Genomic DNA, 19,774 nt, shown 5'->3' on the forward strand with positions numbered 1-19,774 from the left:
GTCGCCCCGGCAGGGGCGGGGTGCCGGTCAGGCCGCCAGGCGGGTGCCGCGGCGCCAGACGGCACGGGTGTTGAGGGTGTCGCTGATGTCGCTGACCGGGTCACCGTCGACCAGGAGGAGGTCGGCCCGCAGGCCCTCGGCGACGCGGCCCCGGTCGCTGAGGCGGAAGCGGCGGGCCGTGGTCGCGGTGGCCGCGCGCAGGGCCCGTGCGGGGGTGAGGCCGGCCGCCACCAGGTACTGCAGTTCGTGGTGGAGGCTCGCTCCGTGCGCCAGGCCCCCGAAGAACGTCTCGGGCATGGAGACGTCGGTGCCGGCCAGCACGTCGACACCGGCGGCGTCCAGCGCGCGCACGGTGTCGTACACGTCCTGGAGGCTGCCCTGCGGGTAGCGGTTGTAGCTGGAGCGCAGGGTCCGGTCCCAGTCGGCGTCGAGGCGGGCGGCGACCCGGGGGTCGTCGGCGAGTTCACCGCCGGTGATCCCCATCATCGAGGCGTTGAGGGTGACACAGGGGATGACGAACATGCCCGCGTCCCTGATCACGTCGATGATCTCGGCGGTGTGCGGCTGGTCCATGAAGACATGGGTGACGCCGTCGACACCGGCTTCGGCGGCCGTCCTGGTGGCCTCCACGGTCAGCGCGTGGGCCACGGTCAGGGCACCGTACTTCTTGGCCTCGGCGACACCGGCGCGCACCGTGGCCCCGTCGAGCGCGGGCAGCCCGGGGTGTCCCTCCACGCTGCCGTCGTCGATCATGAACTTGATGAAGTCGGAGCCCCGGGCGAGGAGTTGCGGCACGAAGGCGGCCGCTTCCTCGGGGGTGCTGGAGAAAGGCATGAGGGGCATCACCGGCGGAAGGTCCCACTTCGGCCGGAAGCCTTCGGGCATCAGCTCGCTGGGGTGACCACCGGGCGGTGTGATGGCGAAGCCGGAGGAGCGCACGTCGGCCTGGGTGTCGTCGTCGGTGACGGCCCCCCGGTTCTCCCGGGTGTTCATCCCCTGCATCTCCAGTTCGGTCGTCACCCCGAACCGCAGGGCGAGCGCCAGGGAACCCGGGGCGGAGTGGACGTGGGCGTCGATGAGTCCCGGCAGCAGGGTGGCGCCGCTGCCGTCGACGATCTCGCTGCCCCGCGGAGCCTCGCCGCCGATACGGGCGATCCTCCCGCCGTCGATGACCACGGTCCGTACGCCGACCGCCTTCTCCCCGTCGAAGATCTGCGCGTTGGTGATCGCGGTGAGCGCCATGGCGGTCCGCCTCGTTTCCTGACTCGTTCAGCTCGTCCGGCATTTACATACCTGATGCTATGTACTGAATGAAGGGTATGCAAATGAGCCGGCCGCGCCTAGAATCGGCGTATGAGCAGCACGTCCTCCTCCGAGCGGCCCTCCGACGACCCGGCGCTGGATCAGATCGGCCCGGCCCTGTCCCGTCTGCGGCGACGCGCACCGGCATCGAGCAAGGACCTCTCCCGCAACCTCGTGCTCAACGTCATCGCCGACGCGCCGGGTGAGACGACCGTCGGCGGGCTCGCGGCCGAGATGGGTGTCGCGCAGCCGGTGGCCAGCCGGACCGTCGCCGCCTGCATCGAGGACGGGCTGCTGCGGCGGGCGGCATCCCAGTCCGACGGCCGCCGCACCGTGCTGGAACTCACCGAACACGGCGAGGCCGAACGCGACCGCTTCGCCGCCGAACAGCGCGAAGCGTTCCTGGAGATCACCGTCGCCTGGTCACCGCGGGAGCGGACCCAGTTCGCACGGCTCCTGGTCCGGTACGGAGTCGACGCCACCGCCTGGTCCAGGAACCAGGCCGCGAACCGCCGCGACTGAACGAGCGGCGCCCCGGCCGGCCTCCGTCGTGGCAGGCAGGCCGGGGCGCCGAGCGGCGGCAGGATCGTGCATAAACGTGCACGCTACGGCTGGGTGCCTCGTTCACCCTGTTCGCCCCGTTCACGCTGTTCACCCTGTCGGCAGGGAGGTCTCCTGTCGGCCGAGGTCCGGGATCTCCGCGATGTCGTAGTAGACGGGCAGCCCGCGGCGGCGCGCGATGGCGACGTCCTGGTCGGCGCCCTTGGAGTCGCCGGGGAGCCGCAGTACGGCGTCGCAGCGGTCCAACAGGCGCTGTGCGGTCGGGTAAAGAACCTGCTCGGCCAGGGGGTCGGTGGGGCCCGCGCCGGCCGAGTGCAGGACGGGCAGGGCGATCCACTCCCCGATGACGGGAAGGTGCCCGGCGGCGAAGACGGGCCACGCGGCCGCTTCGAGACGGGCCAGGTTGGCGGCCATGGCCTGCGTGTCGCCGTCGGTGCCGGAGCGGTAGGGCCCGGCGATGAGAATGAGCATGGGCTTGTCGTTCATGGACGCAACGATACAACGCTACATGCAGAAACATGCAAGACCATGCGAGAATGGGGACAGTGGACTGACCCACTCAGGACATTCACTTCACCCTGTCCGGGACTCCGCGGCGGCCGGTTCCGCCACCGCCGGTGCGGCGGGCGTCCGGGCCGGCAGCCGGGCACCCTCGATGTCGATGTGCGGGATACGGCGGTCGAGCCGGGCGGGCAGCTTCCAGGCACGGTCGCCGAGGAGCGCCAGGGCGGCGGGAACGAGCGTCATACGGACGACGAACGCGTCGACGGCGACACCGAAGGCCAGGGCGAAGCCGATCGACTTGATGATCGGGTCGTGGTTGAAGATGAACCCGGCGAAGACGGCGGTCATGATCAGGGCCGCCGCGCAGACGACGCGCCCGCTGCGGGCCATGCCGTGGACGACGGCCTCCTCGGCGTCGCCGGTGTGCTCGTAGTGCTCGCGCATCCGGCTGACGAGGAACACCTCGTAGTCCATGGCGAGGCCGAACAGGACGCCGATCAGGAGGACGGGCAGGAAGCACGCGATCGGCGCGGCGGCGGCCACGGACAGCGGCCCGCTCAGGTGTCCGTCCTGGAACACCCAGACACTCGCGCCGATGGCGGCGGCCACCGACAGCAGGAACCCGACGACGGCCTTGAGCGGCACCAGCAGGGAACGGAACGCGGCCGTCAGCAGCACCAGGGCCAGCAGCACGATGATGGCGACGAACAGGGGGAGCGCGTCGGAGATTTTGTCGGAGACGTCGATGGTGGACGCGGTGGTGCCGGCGATGTAGAGGGTGCCGCCCGCCTGCGCGACGGTCGCGGCGTCGGCGTCGCGCATCCGGTGCACGAGGTCGGTGGTGGCCGCGTCGTCGGGCCCGGTGGCGGGTACCACGCCGATCAGGTAGACGGTCTTGTCCGCGTTGGCGGCGGGCGGGGCGACCGCGGCGACACCGCGCTGCCCGGCCAGATCGCCGCGCAGCGCCTCCAGGGTGGCGGCCCGCCGGTCGGCGGGGATGTCCCGGGCGTCGACCACCGCGGCCAGGGTGGCGTTGAAGCCGGGGCCGAAACCCTCGCTGAGCAGGTCGTAGCTCTTGTGCTGGGTGGACTCGGCGGGCCGGGCGCTGTTGCCCGGCAGCCCCAGGCGCAGGTCGAGGGCGGGTACGGCGACGGCGAGGAGGGCGATGGTGCCGACGGCCAGCGTCACCAGCGGGCGGCGCGTGACGAGGCGGCCCCACCGCATGCCCCACGCTCCCGGTTCCCGGCGCGGACCACGCGGACCGTCCGCGGCCTTGCGGCGGGGGCGCAGCCGGGCGCCCGCGAAGGCGAGCAGCGCGGGGACCAGGCTGACGGCGATGAGGACGGCGAGCAGGACGGTGACGGCCGCGGCCAGTCCCATGGCGTTGAGGAAGGGGATGCCGGTGGCGCACAGCGCGACGAGCGCGATGATGACGGTGGCACCCGCGAAGACGACGGCGCTGCCGGCGGTGGCGACGGCGCGGGCTATGGAGTCCTCGACGTCCTGGTCGTCGTCGGCGAGTTGTTCGCGGTGCCGGGCGATGATGAACAGGGCGTAGTCGATGCCGACGGCGAGACCGAGCATCACCGCGAGGACGGTGGCGGTGCCGGTCAGTTCGACGAAGCGGGAGACGAACATGACGCCGAGCACGCCGATGCCGACGCCCACGGCCGCGGTCAGCAGCGGCAGCCCGGCGGCGATCAGACTGCCCAGGGTGACGGCGAGGACGACTACGGCCACGACCACGCCGATCACCTCCGCGACGCCGCCGATCTCGGTGGGCGGCGCCATGGCCGTACCGCCGAACTCCACGCGCAGGCCGGTGTCCCGGGCCGCCGAACCGGCCTGCTCGACCTGCTCCCGCGCGCTCTCGTCCAGGTCGGCTACCGGGTCGGAGAAGGTGACGTCGGCGTAGGCGATGGTGCCGTCCGCGGAGACGGTGCCGGTGGCCGCCGGGTCGGAGACCGCCACGACGCCGGGTATGCGCGCGGCCTCCTTCAGCGTCGCCTCGATCCCGGGGGCGTACCGGGACCCGGTGACCTTCTCCGAGCCGGGTGCGGCGAAGACGATGCGGGCCTGGGCGCCGGACGCCTGCGGGAACTCCTGCCGGAGCAGGTCCTGCGCCTGCTGCGACTCGACACCGGGCACGGTGAACTCGTTGCTGGTCTTGCCCGGCAGGGTGACGGCGAGGGCGGCCACCGCGGCGAGCAGCAACAGCCACACCGCGGTCACGGATTTCCGGTGACGCACGACCCACCGGGCCCATGAGTACAGACGCGACGCCATACCGATCGTTCCTTCCGCGCGACAGACAAGTGAGTTACACCGTAGGCTCAAATTACACCGAGTGTAAAATCTGTCGCCGGGTAGTACGCTACGTTCCGTGAGCACCGAGGGACTGCGGGAACGGAACAAGGCCAGGAAGCGCCAGGCGATCCTCAAGGCCGCATACGAGCTGTTCATCGAACGCGGCTACGACACGGCCACCCTCACCGACATCGCCGCCCGTGCCGAGGTCTCGCGCCGCACGCTCACCCTGTACTTCCCCACCAAGCTCAGCCTCGCGCTGGCCCACCTCGACTCCATCGACGAACGGCTGTTCGCCGCGCTCGGGCGGCGCCGCGCGGACCAGACGTCCATCGACGTCCTGGAGGAGTGGCTGGCCGGCGAGGCGGACCGGCACCAGGACGGGCTCCAGTCCCTCACCGAGACGATGCTCGCCGTCAACCCGCAGCTCCAGACGGCGCAGCAGACGCGGATCGCCGAGACCATCGAGCGCGGCGCCCGCCACCTCGCCGAGGAGAACGGCGTGGCCCCCGACAGCCTCGACGCCCGGATGACGGCGGCGGCCGCGGCGGCCGTCGTGGGGTGTCTCGGCCCAGGCCCCACCCGCGAGGGCATCGCCGCCGCGATGGCCTTCCTCCGGGCCGGCATGGCGGCCCTCGCGGCCCGTCCCACCGACGGCTGACCCGGCCGCGGGAAGCGCCGTACCGGCGTCGGCGAAACGCTCAGACCGACGCGAACCCGGCCGTCAGGCAGGCCAGCAGCCGGCCCGGCGCGTCCTCCTGGAGCAGGTGACCGGCGCCGTCGATCCAGTGCAGCTCCGCGTGCGGAACGCGGTCGTGGAGCCACTCGGCGTACTCCGGAGGGAGAATGCGGTCCTCGCGGCCCCAGACGAGCCGTACCGGAATCCGGATACCGCCCAGCAAAGGCTCGTACGCGGCCGTGTCCGCCTGCCTGATCTGGGTGTACTGACGGTAGAACGCCGCCTGGCCCGCCTCCCCACGCCACGGCGCGAGGAAGGTGTCGAGGACCCCCGGCCGGAAACCGGCGTGCGTGGCGTGGCGCAGGTGGGCGGCGACCAGCGCCTCGTGCGCGTAACCCGGCAGCTCGCGGAAGACGTCCTCGTGCTCCAGGAAGAGCCGGAAGAGCCCTCGCTCCCACTCGCCGCCGCTCACCGCGTCGAAGAGGGTCAGATCCCGGTAGTTCCGCTCCTCCAGCAGCAGGGTCCGCAGCGCCACCGCCCCGCCGATGTCGTGAGCCACGACGCTGGGGCGCGACAGCCCCCAGTGGTCGAGGAGCCCGGCGAAGTTCCTGGAGTGGGCCGCCAGGCTCAGATCCTGGCCCTCCCGCTGCTCCGACCGGCCGAAGCCGAGATGGTCGAAGAAGAAGACCTTGCGGTCGCGGGCGAGTGCGGGAGCGATGTCCCGCCACAGGAAGGAGGAGTACGGCGTGCCGTGCACCAGCACGAGCGGGTCCCCGCTGCCCAGGGTCCCCCACCGCACCACCCCTCCGGGTGTCTCGAACTCCTCGTCCAGTGTCCACTCCACCGTCTCGCTCCTCTCCCACCTCGGGACCTGCTCTGAGACCTGCCTTGAGACCTGCCTTGAGATCTGCCTCGAAAGCACCGCCTTCCACACGTAGCGGCCTTCGATGCCTCGGCAGCCGTGATCTCCTTCCTCAGCACCTGATCAAATGGAGGGACGGCAGCGGCGGCCGGCCCGCCGGCCGGTCATGCCGAACGTCCCCCTGGAAGCCGGAAGCCGGAAGTCGGAAGTCGGAAGCTGGAAGCCGGAAGTCGGAAGCTGGAAGCCGGAAGAGTGAGGAAGCGATGACTGTGGAGACCGAAGCGAAGCTCGTCGAGCGGCTCGCCGGCCACCGGCGCCGCTTCGACGCCTTGTTCGCGCGGTACTTCGACTCCCTGGCAGGACGGCCGCTCGGGCGCGGCTCGTTCGTGCCGGAGGCGCTGAAGACGGTGCGCGACATGTCGCTGAACGGCGGGAAGCGGCTCCGGGTCGCGCTCGTGCACGAGGCAGCGCGACTGGTCACCCCGCAGCCGGTACCCGGACTGGACGAAGCCGCGATCAGCATCGAACTGCTGCAGACACACGGTCTGATCCACGACGACATCATCGACGACTCCCCGGTGCGCCGGGGCGCGCCCTCGGTGTACTACGGCTACAGGCGGCGGTTCCCCGACCGCGAGCGGACGGCACTCGGGCTGGCGATCCTCGCCGGGGACCTGGCCGCCTTCCTGTCGGTACGGGTCCTGCTGGACGCGCCGGTCCCCGGTGAACTGCGGCAGGCGATGGCCGCCGCGCAGGCGAGGGCGGGCGCCGACACGGTCCTGGGACAATTCCTCGACCTGGAGCGGGACTTCGGGGCGGTGCCGGACCGTCAGGCGCTGGACCTGGTCTCCGAGTACAAGAGCGCCCGGTACTCGGTGCTCGCGCCCATGGAACTCGGCCTGCTCGCCGCCGGTGCGGACCCGGCCCGGCACGGGGAGGAACTGGCCCGGTACGCGAGGCTGGTCGGAGTGAGCGGACAGATGCACGACGACCGTCTGGACCTGTTCGGAGACGCGGACACGGTCGGCAAGCCGGTCGGCTCGGACCTGCGCGAGGGCCGCCGCAGCTATGCGGTGTGCGCGATCCTGGACGCCACGAGCGGGGCGGAGCGCGACTGGGTGGAGTCGGTACTCGCGGCCCCCGACTGCCCGCCGGAGACCGTCGCCCGGATGCGGGACATCGCCCGGCGCCACGGCGTCGACGAACGACTGGACGCGGAGATACGCCGTGCCGCCGAGGCGGCGAGCCAGGTGGCTGCCCGGTGGCGGGGGCGGTGGCGGGACGACGCGGTCGACTTCTTCGAAGGACTGCCGCTGTGGGGCACGCGGCACCGTCCGACGGCACCGGGCGTCGCGCACGGGGGCGTTTAGAATACCCGAGGGGGTATCTCTGAGGAGTGCGGGCTGTGGAACTGGCGATGGCGGCTGAGGAACTCAAGACGGTGGTCAACCGGCTGCGTCGGGCGCAGGGGCAGATCGCCGGTGTCATCAAGATGATAGAAGAGGGGCGGGACTGCGAGGACGTGGTCACGCAGCTCGCGGCGGCGTCCCGGGCATTGGACCGGGCGGGTTTCGCGATCATCTCCACCGGGCTGCAGCACTGCCTGGCGGACGAGGACATGGCCGCCTCCGGCGACCGGGAGCGGATGCGTGCCCGGCTGGAGAAGCTGTTCCTCTCCTTGGCCTGAGCCACAGCGCGCCGCGGCGCGCTGTGGACCCTCGGCCCGCCGGCCGCCCGCCGGGGCGGGCCTTCCGTCACGTGGGCTTTCTGCGGCCGGTCCACGGCCACCGTCGGCGCTCGGAGGCCGCCCGCTGGGGCGGCGCGCCGGCGTGGGGTTCGTCGACGTACCGGGTGAGGTCCATCCCCATCAGACGGTACGTCAGCGCCGGCAGCCCCATCCCCAGGAGGACATCGCCGTCGCGGAAGGCGTCGACGCCCTCGCGGAAGACCCGGAACGCCGTCAGCCCGTCCTGCAGATCCATGTACGCCGAGATCCTGCACTGGAGCGCCCACTCGTTGCGCGGATTGAGCTCGTAGGAGCGGTTGAGGTCGACGAGTGCCCGCTCGGGGTGACCCATCAGACGGTAGGTCTCGCCGCGGCCCGCGATGCACCACTCGTAGTCGGGCAGCAGCTCGATCGCCCGGTCCAGGTCCCAGAGCGCCCGCGCGTACTCCTTCTCCACCCGGTGGATCGCTCCGCGCGTGGCGTAGGCCCAGGCCAGGTCCGGCTGGAGCCGCACGGCCCGGGTCGCGTCGGCGACCGCGAGATCGTCCTCCTCCGTGAGGCGGTACGCGGCGGCCCTGGCCGCCAGAGCCGCCGCGTGGTCCGGTTCTTCGCGTATGACGGCCGACAGGACCTCGATGCCCTCCTCGTAGTGGCCGACGGCCAGTTGCGCGACGGCGTACCGGAACCCACGGCCGGCGGGCCGGGTCAGCTGGTCGCCGAGCCGAGACCCGATGCCGGCGTGCAGCCGCCTGAGGTAGCGGAAGGTGCTGTCGTCCGGAGCGGGCACGTCCGACGGCCGAGGACGGGCCTGCTGGAACGCCAGCGCGGCACGGACCCAGCCCCACAGGGTCGAACGCGGTGGCAGGGGCCCGAGCGGGCGGCCCCCCAACTGCGCTCGGGCCGTGCGGAACGCAGCGCTCAGGTCAATGGGCATCCACGCCTCCCGTCGTCGCACCGGCCCGGACGGCCGGTTCGCCTAGCTCTGCTCACCCGCTGAGGCATGCTGGGGCCTGTTCGCCGACCGCGAGCGAGGCGGGTCGGGCGCCGACGGCCCGTTCTGCGCGGCCAGTTGCTGTATCAGCAGCGGCGCCGCGATGCCCATCGTCACGGCTCCCAGCGGACCGGCGATCTGGTCGGCGGCGGCGTACACGGCGTTCAGCCCGGCGGCCATACCGAAGCGGCAGGCCACGGCGATGCCGTAGCCGGCCACCTGGGGGCGGCCCCGGCCGTCGCGCCAGGGCCACTTCGGGGCCTGGAACGGCTGGAGCGCGATCCACAGCCCGCGCATCTCCACCAGTACCGCCCCGACCAGCCCCCACGCGCACGCCGGCCATATCGCCATGGTCGCCCCCGACCGCCCTCGGTGTCGCACCCGAGGGTGCCCGGCACCCACTGTCTTGCATCGCTGCCCACCGCGCGCGGGCGCGTGGAAGCACGCGGGAGGCTGAGCCGGTCCCGGCCCACGCCCCCGGTTGGTGCTCCGGTTGTCGGCGGTGACCGGGCGGGTGCCCTCGGGCTGTCGGGCAGGGAGCGGTGCGTGGTACGCCGTCGTGCGGCGCCGTACGCCGTCGTGCGGCGGTGCGCGGGGTGGTCAGGGCTGGAGGGGCATGCTCCAGCAATTGGAGGCGGCGGGTCTGCCGGCCAGGCGGTCGGTCAGCCAGGAGACGGCGTCGCCCTGGTCGGTGAGGAGCGGCACCAGGTGATTGGTGAGGATCTTGTCGCCGAGGTTGGGCAGTACGAGGGCGTCGTAGGTGATGTCACCGCCCTCGCGGCACCAGTCGACGGCCAGTTGCCGGGCTTGCGCGTGCGGCACGATGTCGTCGTGCAGACCGGTGGCCACCCGTACCGGACCGGTGGGCCTCCGCGTACCGATGCGCTGCTTGTCCAGGGCGGCCTGCGCGCGGGGTTCGGCGGCTATGACGTCACCGATGGACCGGCCGTCCTTGGTCCACTTGCTCGACTTGGCGAAGCCGTAACCGAAGATCGCGTCACCGACACACATGGTCGAGGCGTCCTCCAGTACCGCCTTGCCGGTGTCGCTGATGTTGTTCTCCACCACGGCCCGCAGGTCGGGGTCGGCCTGGGCGAAACCGTTGATCGACCAGGCGAGGGCACCGGCCAGGGCGCTGCCGTCGATGCCCTTCATGGTGGAGGTGAGGTCGGCGGGCGGTGCGCCGGCGTAGGTTCCGGCGAGCGGGACGTCGGGCGCGTAGGTGGACTGCAGTTCGGCCGCCGAGGCCGCCGCGCCGCCGCCCTGGCTGTAGCCGTACAGCCCGGTGGGGGAGGCGGCGGTGACCGACGCGCCCGGAACCGAGCGGGCGGCACGGGCCGCGTCCAGCACGGCGTGCCCCTGGTCGAGACGGTTCACGTAGGTGTGCAGACGGTCGGTGGTGCCCAGGCCGACGTAGTCGGTGAGGACGACCGCCGCGCCGGTGGCGAGGATGCGGTAGACGGCGAGTGCCTCGTAGCCGACGGAGACGGTGTCGCCGGTCAGGGTGAGCGGGTTCTCCAGGGCGAAGGAGGGCGCGCACTGGTCGCCCTGGCCCATGGTGCCCGAGGCCATCGCCACCAGGGGGCGTGGTCCGGACTTCCGCCAGGCCGCGGACGGTTCGATGTAGGTGCCGGTGACGGCGACGGGCCGGCCCGAGGAGTCCGTGGACCGGTACATCAGACGGGTGGCGGTGCCCGGCATCGGGCGGCCGTCCAGGCCGGGGATGCTCAGTCCGAGCTTCATCGGCTCGGTGCGGACCAAGGCGCCGTTCGCGGCGGGCAGTTCGGACGGAGGGTTGTAGAACGCGGGGATGGTGACTCCGCGTGAGACGACCGGTGGTGTGTCGGCGGCCGAGGCGGGAACGGTCGTCGCCAGGCACAGGCAGACGGTGCTCCCGACGGCACTGGCGAGGAGGCGGGCTCCGGTGAAGGCGGTGAGGGAGCGTGATCTCTTGCGGCTCAAGGCGTGCTCCTCGGGTGGAGTGTGAAGTGTGAAGTGTGCAGTGGAAGTGCGGAGTGCGGAGTGCGGAGTCTGAAGGGTGAAGGGTGAAGGTGGACGATGCGGTGGTGGGTGGCGGTCAGATGACCGTGCCGATGTCCTCGGCGGTGATGGCGTCCATCGCGCGTTCGGCGACGGCCGCGATGGTCATGGAGGGGTTGCAGGCGCCGGTCGTGCCCGGGATGAGGGCGCCGTCGAGGACATAGAGGCCACGCTGGCCCTGGACGCGTCCCTCCAGGTCGCAGACCGTGCCCATGGGGGCGCCGCCCAGCGGGTGCCAGGTGCTGTTCACCAGGGAGTTGGTGTCGGTCAGGGTGCCCAGGCCCTGGGAGATCCGCGTGACCCGGCGGTGGATGGCGCGGTGGCTGGTGCTGTCGCCGTCCGAAGGCCAGTGCAGGGACACGGAGTCGGTGGCGGAGTCGTAGCGCAGCCGGCCGCGGTCGGGGCTGACACCGAAGCCGACCAGCATGGTGGTACGGGTGTTGATGCCCAGCGGGGGGAGGGACGCCTGGATGACGGTGTGGGCGGTGGCCGGGTCGTCCCACGCCTTGCTGCCGTAGACGACGGGGCCGCCCTGTTCGCTGCCGAAGTCGTCCCACAGGTCGGTCCAGGCGTAGATGCGGTCGCCGTTGGTGCCCCACCCCTCGCCGAGTCCGTCGGGCAGGTCGGGGACGGCGCCGGTCGCCCCGGCCCGGACCAGCAGCTTGGTGGTGTTGATGCTGCCGGCGGCCATGATCAGAGCCCGCGTGGTGAGGATCTTCCGCTCCCGTACGACGCCGTGGTCGTCGGTGCGGTCGACGTGCACCTCCCAGCGGCCGTCGGCGGCACGGGCGACGGAGGTGACGTTGTGGTGGGTGGCCACGGTGACCCTGCCGGTCGCCTCGGCCTCCCGCACGTACGTCACGTCCACGGAGTGCTTGCCGCCGTTGTTGACGCCCAGGGCGCAGTCCCCGTTGGTGTACGACGGCTTCATCTCGCCGCGCAGTTCGGCCAGGGCGTACTCCCAGTCGATCGGCATCGGGATCTTCTCCAGGCCGTAACCGGATTTCCGTACGCGCTCGGCGAAGATCCGGGGCGCCCGGTAGGTCGGGGCGGCGATCAGTTCGTCGGGGGCGGTGGCCACCTGGAGCATGCGGGCGACGCGGGGGTAGTGCACCTGGTTCATGCGCTGCCAGTCGAGCTGTTCGGGGAGCCAGGTGGTGAAGACGGCCTCGGAGGGCTGGAGGGTCATGCCCTGGTAGACGAGGGAGCCGCCGCCGACCCCGGCCGCGCAGACGCTCAGGATGTTCTCGCCCAGCACCGGTTCGAGAAGGCCGGTGTACGGCTCGAAGTCGAGCGGAGTGCCGATCAGCCGGGCGAGCGGGCGGACGGCTTCCGGCAGGGTGCCGTACCACAGCGCGCGCTTGTCGAGACCGGCTACGCGCGGGAAGGTCTCCGCGTTCGGGCCGGTCGGCCAGCGGCGGCCGCGTTCCAGGACCGTGACGGGGACGCCGGCCTGGGCCAGCCGCAGCGCGGCGACCCCGCCGCCGAAGCCGGAGCCGATGACGACGACCCGGTGTTCTTCTCGGGTCAGGGCGGTACGGACCGGTGCGGCCGTGGCCACGGGAGCGGGGAGTACGCCCGCCGCGGCGACGGCGGCCGCGCCCGTGAGGAGGGTGCGCCTGCTGGGAGAGGACATGGGCAGCTCCTTGGAGGGAGGAGGCGGAGAGTGTCCCGGGGGCATGGGGGGCATGGGGGGCATGGGGGGATGGCTTGGACTGTGGGCCGTGGGCCGTGGGCCGTGGGCCGCGGGTCATGTAATGACGTGAGCATGACAAATAGAGGTGGTGACGAGTGGGGTTACTCGACGGTCACCTACTGCAGAGTAGGGAAGCGTGTCGCTCAGTGACAAGGTGTCTGCAAGCGTCGCGTCACATCGCGCCGACAGTCACCGGCTGCCTCCCGGGCCACAGGCTTCGGCGCGTCGGGCGCGGCGTGGGCCACTATGCTGCGGTGAGCCGGAGCGGGGCGGGGGGTGGGTCGAGGGTGCGTCAGATGTCGCCGCAGGCGCCGCGGCACGTGATGGGAGAAGGCGGACAGCGGTCCCTCACCGAGCGCCGCAAGGAAGCGCTCCGGTTCGAGATAGCCTGCGCGGCCCTCCGGCTGTTCACCTCGCAGGGCGTCGTCGCGACGACGGGGGAGCAGATCGCCCAGGTCGTCGGCGTCTCCTCGCGCACGCTGTGGCGCCACTTCCCGAGCAAGGAGAGCTGCGTACTGCCCCTGCTCGGGGCGGGGCTCGACTTCGTCGTGGAACGGCTGCGCCACTGGCCGACGGACGTGAGCCTGCTGGAGTTCTTCGCGGAGACGTGCCGCAGGGGTGATCTGCCCGCGGCCGCTCCCGCCATCCTCGACCTGATTCGCATGACGTCCACCGAACCGGCCTTGCGTGCCGTCTGGTTGCAGGCCCACGACGACGCGCTGCCCGTCCTGACCGAGCTGCTCGCGGAGCGTTCCGGTGCGGACGCCGGCGACTTGAGGGTGGCCGTGCACGCGGCCACCCTCAACGGCGCTCTGCGTGCGGCGATGGAGGAGTTCGCCCGTAAGTACGCGCAGATCCCGAACACCTCGGACGCCTCCAGTGCCCCGGGTGCCTCGGGCGCCCCGGGCGACGAGATCGCCGCGTGTCTGGACGTGGCTCTCCGCGCCGCGGCGGAGGGACTGCCGTACTAGCGGCGTACGGGCGCCGGCAGGCCGCGTCACGTCACGGTCGTGGCGCCATCCCGGCGAACAGGGCGTCGAGAATCCTGTCGACGTAGGCGTGGGTCAGTGGCTCCTGCGTGATCAGCAGGCGGAAGTACAGCGGGCCGGAGAGGACCGCCATGGCCAGGTCCAGGTCGAAGTCGGGCGCCAGTTGGCCCCGGTCACGTGCCGCCTCCAGGCGTGCGACGGTCTTGCTCGCCTGCGGGGCGATGAAGCGCTCGTTGAGCGCGGCGGCCACGGCGGGGTCCTGCTGGGCCTCGCCGACCAACGCCTGGAAGAGGGGTCTGACCGGCGCCGTGGCCAGGAGGTCGACGGCCGCGTGGATCTGCTCACGCAGGTCTGCCGCGACATCGCCCGTGTCGGGGTAGTCCAGGGTCGACTGAGCCAGCGAGAGCACCGAGTCGAGCAACAGGGCGCCCTTGGAGGGCCAGCGGCGGTAGACGGTGTGCTTGCCGACACCGGCCCGTGCGGCGATCGCTTCGATGCTGAGTCCGGCGTAACCGAGTTCCTGCCCCAGGTCCAGCGTGGTGCGCATGATGGCTCGGGTCAGGTCGGGACCGCTTCGACGGGCTCTGGTCATGGTCGCCACCCTAGCGGCCGATCGGCACGGCACGTGCCGTGTTGACAGATGTGCATGATCGCGGCACGCTTCCTCACGTCATTACGGCACGGTACGTGCCGTCTCGCTCATCGAGGGGCCGAGAGGGGGAAGGCCCGCCTCCAGACCGCCCGCACACGATGAGGAAGCCCGCCGTGCTCGTACCCGCCGACCCCACCGTCCTGCACCCGATGCCCGACCAGCCGCGGGTGGTGCTGCTCAAGCCCTTGGTCACATCCCCGCTCATCGACGTCGGGGAGTACTCCTACTACGACGACCCCGACGACGCGACCGCGTTCGAGACCCGCAACGTGCTGTACCACTACGGGCCGGAGAAGCTGGTCATCGGCAAGTTCTGCGCGCTGGGCACCGGGGTGCGGTTCATCATGAACGGCGCCAACCACCGCATGGACGGCCCGTCGACCTTCCCCTTCCCCACCATGGGCGGCTCCTGGGCCGAACACTTCGATCTGCTGACCGGCCTGCCCGACCGCGGGGACACCGTCGTCGGCAACGACGTCTGGTTCGGCCACAGCACGACCGTCATGCCCGGCGTGCGGATCGGACACGGAGCGATCATCGCCAGCGGCTCCGTGGTCACCAAGGACGTCCCTGACTACGGCATCGTCGGCGGCAACCCGGCCCGCCTCATCCGCACCCGCTACAGCGCCCCGGACATCGCCCGGCTGCTGGCGCTGGCCTGGTGGGACTGGCCTCCCGAGCACATCAGCGAGCACGTACGGACCCTCATGTCCGGCAGTGTCGACCAGTTGCAGGACGCGGCACCCTCCCTCCCGCACCCCTGATCCACCGCCCACCGCCCACCACCCACCACCCACCGCCCACCGTCAACCACCCACCGCGTTCGCCATCACCTCCTGCGAAGGAGCCGCCACCCATGTCCGCGGCCACCGATCCAACCCCCTTCACCGACTGGCTCACAGGCCATGCCACCCCGCTCACTCACCTCGACCCGACGGCCGACCTGGACGATCTGGAACCGCTGCGCGACATGCTCGACGGCGCCCGCGTGGTCGCCCTCGGCGAACACTCCCACTTCATCGCGGAGTTCGCCGCGATGCGGCAGCGTCTCCTGCGGTTCCTCGTCGAGCGCTGCGGTTTCACGGTCCTGGCCTTCGAGTACGGCTTCTGCGAGGCCATACCCCTGGACGCCTGGGCCCAGGGCACGGGTACGGACGACGACCTCACCGAGCTGCTGGCCACCGCGGTCCCGATCGGACTCCAGGAGCCGCTCCGCTTCGTCCGCCGCCAGAACACCGCCACCGCCACGGCAGACACAGTCACGGAGACCGCCGCCACCACCACCGCCACGGAACGGGTCCGCTTCGCGGGCATCGACATCCCGGCGGCCGGCGGGTCACTGCTCCCCGCCCTGGCCCCGGTCGCGGACTACCTCCGCCACATCGACCCGGAGACGCTGCCGACGGTCCAGCAGGCGACGACGATCGCCGCGTCCTTCGCCGGTGACTCGGCAGCCGTGGCCGCACCCGCGTGGGCGCGACTGCCCGCCACCGAACAGGACACCCTCAGCGCACTCCTGGCGCGGCTGCTCATCCGATTCCGTGCCCTGGAACCGCTGTACCTCACTCGCGGGGACCGGCACAGCTACGACACCGCCCTGCGCTGCCTGGAGGCAGCCTGCCACGGCGACTACACCTTCCGTGCCATGGCCGCCCTCTTCGCCGGAGAGGGACTCACAGCCGACACGTCCGCCCGCGACCTCTACATGGCGGAATCGCTGCTGTGGCACCTCGACCGGCTCGAACCCACGGCCCGCGTCGTACTGATGGCCCACAACGCCCACATCCAGAAGACGCCGGTCGTCTTCGACGGCCACCTCACAGGGCTCCCCATGGGCCAGCACCTGCACCGCGCCCTCGGTGACTCCTACTTCGCCCTCGGCCTGACCAGCGTCACCGGCCACACCGCCGACATGCGGCGTGACGAGGCCGCTCCGCACGGTTTCACCGTCCACGACACTCCGCTGGAGCCGCCCGCGCCGGGAAGCATCGAAGCGGCCTTCGCCGCGACCGGCCTCGGACTCGCCGTCGCTTCCTTCGCCCCTGCCCGCACCGAGAACCTCGCCGCCCCGGACGGCATCCGGATGCAGGGGATCCACCAGCGCACCCCGGTCATCGAGGCGTTCGACGGCATCCTCAGCACGCCCGTCTCCACCACCACCGACAGGGAGAGACCGTGACCAGCAGGTTCACCGAATTGGTCATCGACTGCCACGATCCTCAGCGGCTCGCGGCCTTCTGGTGCGAAGTCCTGGACTTCAGCGTGCTCGAACGGAGCGCGGGCAAGGTCGAGATCGGCTCCTGGGAGCCGACCGTCGAAGCCGTCCGAGCCGGCCAGATGACGCCGACCCTGGTGTTCGTCCAGGTGCCCGAGGGAAAAGCCGTGAAGAACCGGCTCCACCTCGACGTGAGCCCCATCGACGGCAGCACCGCCGACGAAGTCGCCAGACTGCTCCGCCTCGGCGCCACCACCGTGGACGTAGGCCAGGGCCACGACCGCAACTGGACGGTCATGGCCGATCCCGAGGGCAACGAATTCGACGTCCTGCGCACTCTGGCACCCACCACCACCCACGACACTCCACGCGCGTAGCCTCGCCGCCGGTTCCGGCCACTGTCACATTGCCTGCTCCCACCAGCCGCGCGTGTCGACGTCCGCGGCATCCGCCAGTGCCTCCAGCTCCGCGGTCTCCTCGTCGGTGAGCCCGATGCCGCGAGCCCGGACCACCCCGTCGACGTAGCCCGCCTTCGTGACGCCGATGACCGGGGTGGTCCCCTTGGCGAGGGCCCAGGCGACGGCGACATCGGCGGCGGACGCGCCCCTGCCCTCGCCGATCGTCCCCATCCGGTCCGTCAGCGCCCCCAGTCGGGGCAGCACGCCGTTGTACGCGGCCGCCCGGTCGCTCCCGTCCGGCAACGGATGCGCCGGGCTGTACCTGCCGGTCAGCGCTCCTTGCTCAAGAACCATGTAGGAGAAGAACCGCACGTCGTTCTCGCGGCAGTGGTCGAGGATGCCCGCGCGCTCGGAGGCCCGGTACAGCAGGCTGAAGTGGTTCTGAACCGCCTCCACGCGGAAGCCGGCGTCGCCGAGGATCTGATCGGCGAGAGCGATCTGTTCCAGGTTGTGGTTCGAGACGCCGACATGCTTGATCGTGCCGCTCCTGAGCAGCGGGATCAGAGACGGCGTCCAGCGCGCCACGTCGGCGGGATTGTGCATCCAGTACACGTCCACGTAGTCCGTACCCAGTCGGTCGAGGCTCTGCTCCAGCATGTCCGCGACCGGATCGTCGCCGTAGCCCGCGAGCTGCGGTGTGAACTTCGTCGACAACTGGTACTCGCTGCGGCGGAAGCCCTTCAGCGCCTCGGCGAGGACGGTCTCCGAGCGGCCCATGCCGTACGCCACGGCCGTGTCCCACAGGGTGAACCCGTTCGACTGCGCCTTCTCGACGACCTCTCGCAGGCCGGACTCGCTCAGCCGGCTGCCGAAGTAGCCGTCGCCCGCCTCGCCGCTGTCTCCCCAGGCCCAGGTGCCCAACGCCACCGCCGGCACAGTCAGCGCCTTGCTCGCCATGTCCTACCTCGTCGTTCGTTCTCGGGATCGTGTCGGAACCTTCGAACCCCAGGAGAACGCGAGCGCGGCGACCGGAGAAGGTCGCGTTCATGGGGGGTACAGGCTCGACCCCCTTCGCCCTGTGACCGGCGGCTACCCTGCACGACATGGACCAGCAGCCCGGGAACCGCGGCGAGATCCGCGACTTCCTCGTCAGCCGACGCGCCAGGATCACCCCGGCGCAGGTCGGACTGCCCACCAGCGCCCGTCGCCGGGTCGCCGGGCTGCGGCGCGAGGAGGTCGCCGTCCTCGCCGGGGTGAGCACGGAGTGGTACACGCGGCTGGAGAAGGGCCACATCGGCGGCGTCTCCGAAGACGTCCTCGACGCGGTCGCCCGCGCCCTGCGACTGGACGAGGACGAACGCACCTACCTGTTCGACCTGGCCCGGACATCGCGGCACGCGAGCCGTACGCCGTCGCGGCGCAGGGACGTCGAGATCCCGCCCCGGGTCCAGTGGCTGCTCGACTCCATGACGATGTCCTCGGCGTTCGTACGCGACGGCCGGACGGACATCGTCGCCGGCAACCCCCTGGCCCGAGCCCTGCTCGCGCCGGTGTTCGACAGCACCACCGTCGACAGGCGCGGCCGCCCCAACATCGCCCGCTACATCTTCCTCGACCCCGGTGCACCCGACTTCTTCGTCGACTGGGACGCCGCCGGCGCCGCCACCGCCGCCCTGCTGCGCGCCGAGGTCGGGCGCGAGCCCCGTGACCGCGCCCTGCGTGAACTCGTCGGCGAACTGTCCACCCTCAGCCCGGAGTTCCGCGGCCAGTGGGCCGCGCACGACGTCCTGATGCGCCACGACGGCGTCAAACGCCTCCGGCACCCCGACGCCGGCCACCTGGAACTGACCTTCCACTCCCTGGACCTGCCCCTGTCCGGCCGGGCCGTGCACGACCTGATCATCTACACCGCCGAACCCAACACCGTGTCCGAGGACCGGCTCGGACTCCTCGCCAGTTGGGCCGCCCCGCAGTCCGGAGCGGCACGGCCCAGGGACCGGTAGCCGGCGTTCGCCACGGCCGGAGAGCGGACGGGTCAGGCGGCGTTCTCGTACAGCCAGCCGGAACACGAGTTCATGTCGTAGGTCTTGGTGCCGTACTCACCGAGGCAGACCCGGTACCCGACCTGGCCGGACTCCGGAAGGTTCATGTTGATGTCGAGCCGGGAGCCCTTCCCGTAATGGTTCCAGTCCTTGATCAGCGTGTCGCCGCTGTCGGACCGGTAGTACATGACCATCACCGAGTGCCCGTCGGCGTTGTTGTCCCAGACCAGCAGGTGGTCGCCGTCATGGACGAACGACGCCGACCCGTCACAGTAGTTCGGCTCGTCGGTGCACAGGTCGCCGGCGTGGAGGCCCGGGTAGGTGACGGTGTAGGTGGAGGCGGAGGCGGGGGAGGACACCGCGAGTACGGCCAGCAGGCCGGCGGCTGCGGCGCCTATGAGCTTGGAGTGCTTCTTCATCCTGGCCATCCTTGGATCGACGGTGTCACACCTGCGTGCTGGCGAGTGGCACGGCGACAGCAGAAGGTGAATCGGGAGCGAACGGATGTTAGCGAAGAGGTAGATCTTGGCCAAGGGGCAGGAGCCGTTTCCTGATCGTTTCTTACCGTCGATGCCTTGCCGTCGATGCCTTGCCGTCGACGTCGTATCGCCGACGAAATTCGCCGACGGGGAGGAGTGCCCCGGGTCGCGAGTCGGTCCGGAGCGGTGTCCACTCAGGCCACGAGCAGGCGGAGGCCGAGGTCTGCCGTGTCGAGGTGGGCGAGGTCGCTGTTGCGGTCGGCCCACCGGCCGGAGTCGAGGTCGCGGCGGAGGCGCCGCACCGCCCGTTGCTCGGCGTCCGGCCCGACCC

20 protein-coding genes are annotated in these 19,774 nt (G+C 71.3%); 9 read left to right on the forward strand and 11 right to left on the reverse strand.

From position 1 onward, the window contains the following. Nucleotides 1–27: 27 nt before the first annotated feature. Nucleotides 28–1,242 carry an amidohydrolase family protein gene (locus UW392_RS06115; protein ID WP_320773836.1) on the reverse strand — a complete coding sequence of 405 codons (1,215 nt, stop codon included), beginning with the start codon at nucleotides 1,240–1,242 and terminating at the stop codon, nucleotides 28–30. A gap of 111 nt (nucleotides 1,243–1,353) precedes the next feature. Between UW392_RS06115 and UW392_RS06120 the strand changes: the two genes are divergently transcribed. Then, entirely contained in the window at nucleotides 1,354–1,824 is a 471-nt protein-coding gene (locus UW392_RS06120) for a MarR family winged helix-turn-helix transcriptional regulator (RefSeq protein ID WP_320773837.1), read from the forward strand. 129 nt (nucleotides 1,825–1,953) lie between these two features. Here the strand turns inward: UW392_RS06120 and UW392_RS06125 are convergent, their stop codons facing one another. Both UW392_RS06125 and UW392_RS06130 read right to left on the reverse strand, forming a co-directional pair. Beyond that, complete coding sequence (locus UW392_RS06125; RefSeq protein ID WP_320773838.1) at nucleotides 1,954–2,349, reverse strand: DUF4406 domain-containing protein; 396 nt, start codon at nucleotides 2,347–2,349, stop codon at nucleotides 1,954–1,956. Between the two features lie 87 nt (nucleotides 2,350–2,436). Then, a complete protein-coding gene (locus tag UW392_RS06130) occupies nucleotides 2,437–4,653 on the reverse strand; it encodes an MMPL family transporter (protein WP_320773839.1) in 2,217 nt (738 codons plus the stop codon). A gap of 97 nt (nucleotides 4,654–4,750) precedes the next feature. Here UW392_RS06130 and UW392_RS06135 point away from each other — a divergent pair, with 97 nt between their 5' ends. Next, nucleotides 4,751–5,335, forward strand: coding sequence for a helix-turn-helix domain-containing protein (locus tag UW392_RS06135; protein WP_320773840.1), 585 nt, complete (start codon nucleotides 4,751–4,753; stop codon nucleotides 5,333–5,335). Between the two features lie 40 nt (nucleotides 5,336–5,375). On the opposite strand, the gene UW392_RS06140 is transcribed toward UW392_RS06135, so the two are convergent. Beyond that, nucleotides 5,376–6,197 (reverse strand): alpha/beta fold hydrolase, encoded by an 822-nt coding sequence (locus tag UW392_RS06140; RefSeq protein WP_320773841.1) that lies wholly within the window; start codon nucleotides 6,195–6,197, stop codon nucleotides 5,376–5,378. A 281-nt stretch (nucleotides 6,198–6,478) separates the two neighbouring features. On the opposite strand from UW392_RS06140, the gene UW392_RS06145 reads away from it, so the two are divergent. Further along, nucleotides 6,479–7,585 carry a polyprenyl synthetase family protein gene (locus UW392_RS06145; protein WP_320773842.1) on the forward strand — a complete coding sequence of 369 codons (1,107 nt, stop codon included), beginning with the start codon at nucleotides 6,479–6,481 and terminating at the stop codon, nucleotides 7,583–7,585. Nucleotides 7,586–7,620: 35 nt separating this feature from the next. Beyond that, on the forward strand, nucleotides 7,621–7,902 hold the full coding sequence (locus UW392_RS06150) for a metal-sensitive transcriptional regulator (RefSeq protein ID WP_320773843.1): 282 nt from the start codon (nucleotides 7,621–7,623) through the stop codon (nucleotides 7,900–7,902). Between the two features lie 67 nt (nucleotides 7,903–7,969). Here UW392_RS06150 and UW392_RS06155 read toward each other — a convergent pair whose 3' ends face one another. The 4 genes from UW392_RS06155 to UW392_RS06170 all read right to left on the reverse strand — a co-directional run bounded on the left by UW392_RS06155 (nucleotide 7,970) and on the right by UW392_RS06170 (nucleotide 12,608). Further along, nucleotides 7,970–8,875 (reverse strand): tetratricopeptide repeat protein, encoded by a 906-nt coding sequence (locus UW392_RS06155; protein ID WP_320773844.1) that lies wholly within the window; start codon nucleotides 8,873–8,875, stop codon nucleotides 7,970–7,972. Nucleotides 8,876–8,917: 42 nt separating this feature from the next. Beyond that, nucleotides 8,918–9,283 (reverse strand): hypothetical protein, encoded by a 366-nt coding sequence (locus tag UW392_RS06160; RefSeq protein WP_320773845.1) that lies wholly within the window; start codon nucleotides 9,281–9,283, stop codon nucleotides 8,918–8,920. Between the two features lie 249 nt (nucleotides 9,284–9,532). After that, entirely contained in the window at nucleotides 9,533–10,894 is a 1,362-nt protein-coding gene (locus tag UW392_RS06165) for a lipase family protein (RefSeq protein ID WP_320773846.1), read from the reverse strand. Between the two features lie 115 nt (nucleotides 10,895–11,009). Next, nucleotides 11,010–12,608 carry a GMC oxidoreductase gene (locus UW392_RS06170; protein ID WP_320773847.1) on the reverse strand — a complete coding sequence of 533 codons (1,599 nt, stop codon included), beginning with the start codon at nucleotides 12,606–12,608 and terminating at the stop codon, nucleotides 11,010–11,012. Nucleotides 12,609–12,964: 356 nt separating this feature from the next. Between UW392_RS06170 and UW392_RS06175 the strand changes: the two genes are divergently transcribed. Further along, nucleotides 12,965–13,639, forward strand: coding sequence for a TetR family transcriptional regulator (locus UW392_RS06175; protein WP_320773848.1), 675 nt, complete (start codon nucleotides 12,965–12,967; stop codon nucleotides 13,637–13,639). 31 nt (nucleotides 13,640–13,670) lie between these two features. Here UW392_RS06175 and UW392_RS06180 read toward each other — a convergent pair whose 3' ends face one another. Next, nucleotides 13,671–14,249: a TetR/AcrR family transcriptional regulator gene (locus tag UW392_RS06180; RefSeq protein WP_320773849.1), complete on the reverse strand. Its 579-nt coding sequence runs from the start codon at nucleotides 14,247–14,249 to the stop codon at nucleotides 13,671–13,673. Nucleotides 14,250–14,407: 158 nt separating this feature from the next. On the opposite strand from UW392_RS06180, the gene UW392_RS06185 reads away from it, so the two are divergent. From UW392_RS06185 to UW392_RS06195, 3 genes are all read left to right on the forward strand, one after another. Further along, the gene (locus tag UW392_RS06185) at nucleotides 14,408–15,073 is read left to right on the forward strand and encodes a CatB-related O-acetyltransferase (RefSeq protein ID WP_414495659.1); all 666 of its coding nucleotides are present in this window, start codon (nucleotides 14,408–14,410) and stop codon (nucleotides 15,071–15,073) included. A 92-nt stretch (nucleotides 15,074–15,165) separates the two neighbouring features. After that, complete coding sequence (locus UW392_RS06190) at nucleotides 15,166–16,488, forward strand: erythromycin esterase family protein (protein WP_320773851.1); 1,323 nt, start codon at nucleotides 15,166–15,168, stop codon at nucleotides 16,486–16,488. Further along, complete coding sequence (locus UW392_RS06195; protein WP_320773852.1) at nucleotides 16,485–16,901, forward strand: VOC family protein; 417 nt, start codon at nucleotides 16,485–16,487, stop codon at nucleotides 16,899–16,901. Before UW392_RS06190 ends, UW392_RS06195 begins: the two co-directional genes overlap by 4 nt. Nucleotides 16,902–16,925: 24 nt before the next feature. Here the strand turns inward: UW392_RS06195 and UW392_RS06200 are convergent, their stop codons facing one another. Beyond that, nucleotides 16,926–17,879 (reverse strand): aldo/keto reductase, encoded by a 954-nt coding sequence (locus UW392_RS06200; protein WP_320773853.1) that lies wholly within the window; start codon nucleotides 17,877–17,879, stop codon nucleotides 16,926–16,928. Between the two features lie 146 nt (nucleotides 17,880–18,025). On the opposite strand from UW392_RS06200, the gene UW392_RS06205 reads away from it, so the two are divergent. Then, nucleotides 18,026–18,925 (forward strand): helix-turn-helix transcriptional regulator, encoded by a 900-nt coding sequence (locus UW392_RS06205; protein WP_320773854.1) that lies wholly within the window; start codon nucleotides 18,026–18,028, stop codon nucleotides 18,923–18,925. A gap of 32 nt (nucleotides 18,926–18,957) precedes the next feature. Here the strand turns inward: UW392_RS06205 and UW392_RS06210 are convergent, their stop codons facing one another. After that, complete coding sequence (locus tag UW392_RS06210; protein WP_320773855.1) at nucleotides 18,958–19,383, reverse strand: hypothetical protein; 426 nt, start codon at nucleotides 19,381–19,383, stop codon at nucleotides 18,958–18,960. Nucleotides 19,384–19,774: the final 391 nt, after the last annotated feature.

This window comes from Streptomyces sp. CRN 30, from assembly GCF_034105845.1.

Bases quoted from the DNA above. Each gene is read 5' to 3' on its own strand.
- UW392_RS06125 (WP_320773838.1), bottom strand. From the start codon at position 2,349: ATGAACGACAAGCCCATGCTCATTCTCATCGCCGGGCCCTACCGCTCC.
- UW392_RS06120 (WP_320773837.1), top strand. From the start codon at position 1,354: ATGAGCAGCACGTCCTCCTCCGAGCGGCCCTCCGACGACCCGGCGCTG.
- UW392_RS06175 (WP_320773848.1), top strand. From the start codon at position 12,965: ATGTCGCCGCAGGCGCCGCGGCACGTGATGGGAGAAGGCGGACAGCGG.
- UW392_RS06190 (WP_320773851.1), top strand. From the start codon at position 15,166: ATGTCCGCGGCCACCGATCCAACCCCCTTCACCGACTGGCTCACAGGC.
- UW392_RS06115 (WP_320773836.1), bottom strand. From the start codon at position 1,242: ATGGCGCTCACCGCGATCACCAACGCGCAGATCTTCGACGGGGAGAAG.
- UW392_RS06170 (WP_320773847.1), bottom strand. From the start codon at position 12,608: ATGTCCTCTCCCAGCAGGCGCACCCTCCTCACGGGCGCGGCCGCCGTC.
- UW392_RS06205 (WP_320773854.1), top strand. From the start codon at position 18,026: ATGGACCAGCAGCCCGGGAACCGCGGCGAGATCCGCGACTTCCTCGTC.
- UW392_RS06160 (WP_320773845.1), bottom strand. From the start codon at position 9,283: ATGGCGATATGGCCGGCGTGCGCGTGGGGGCTGGTCGGGGCGGTACTG.
- UW392_RS06180 (WP_320773849.1), bottom strand. From the start codon at position 14,249: ATGACCAGAGCCCGTCGAAGCGGTCCCGACCTGACCCGAGCCATCATG.
- UW392_RS06210 (WP_320773855.1), bottom strand. From the start codon at position 19,383: ATGAAGAAGCACTCCAAGCTCATAGGCGCCGCAGCCGCCGGCCTGCTG.
- UW392_RS06155 (WP_320773844.1), bottom strand. From the start codon at position 8,875: ATGCCCATTGACCTGAGCGCTGCGTTCCGCACGGCCCGAGCGCAGTTG.
- UW392_RS06200 (WP_320773853.1), bottom strand. From the start codon at position 17,879: ATGGCGAGCAAGGCGCTGACTGTGCCGGCGGTGGCGTTGGGCACCTGG.
- UW392_RS06185 (WP_414495659.1), top strand. From the start codon at position 14,408: ATGAGGAAGCCCGCCGTGCTCGTACCCGCCGACCCCACCGTCCTGCAC.
- UW392_RS06130 (WP_320773839.1), bottom strand. From the start codon at position 4,653: ATGGCGTCGCGTCTGTACTCATGGGCCCGGTGGGTCGTGCGTCACCGG.
- UW392_RS06145 (WP_320773842.1), top strand. From the start codon at position 6,479: ATGACTGTGGAGACCGAAGCGAAGCTCGTCGAGCGGCTCGCCGGCCAC.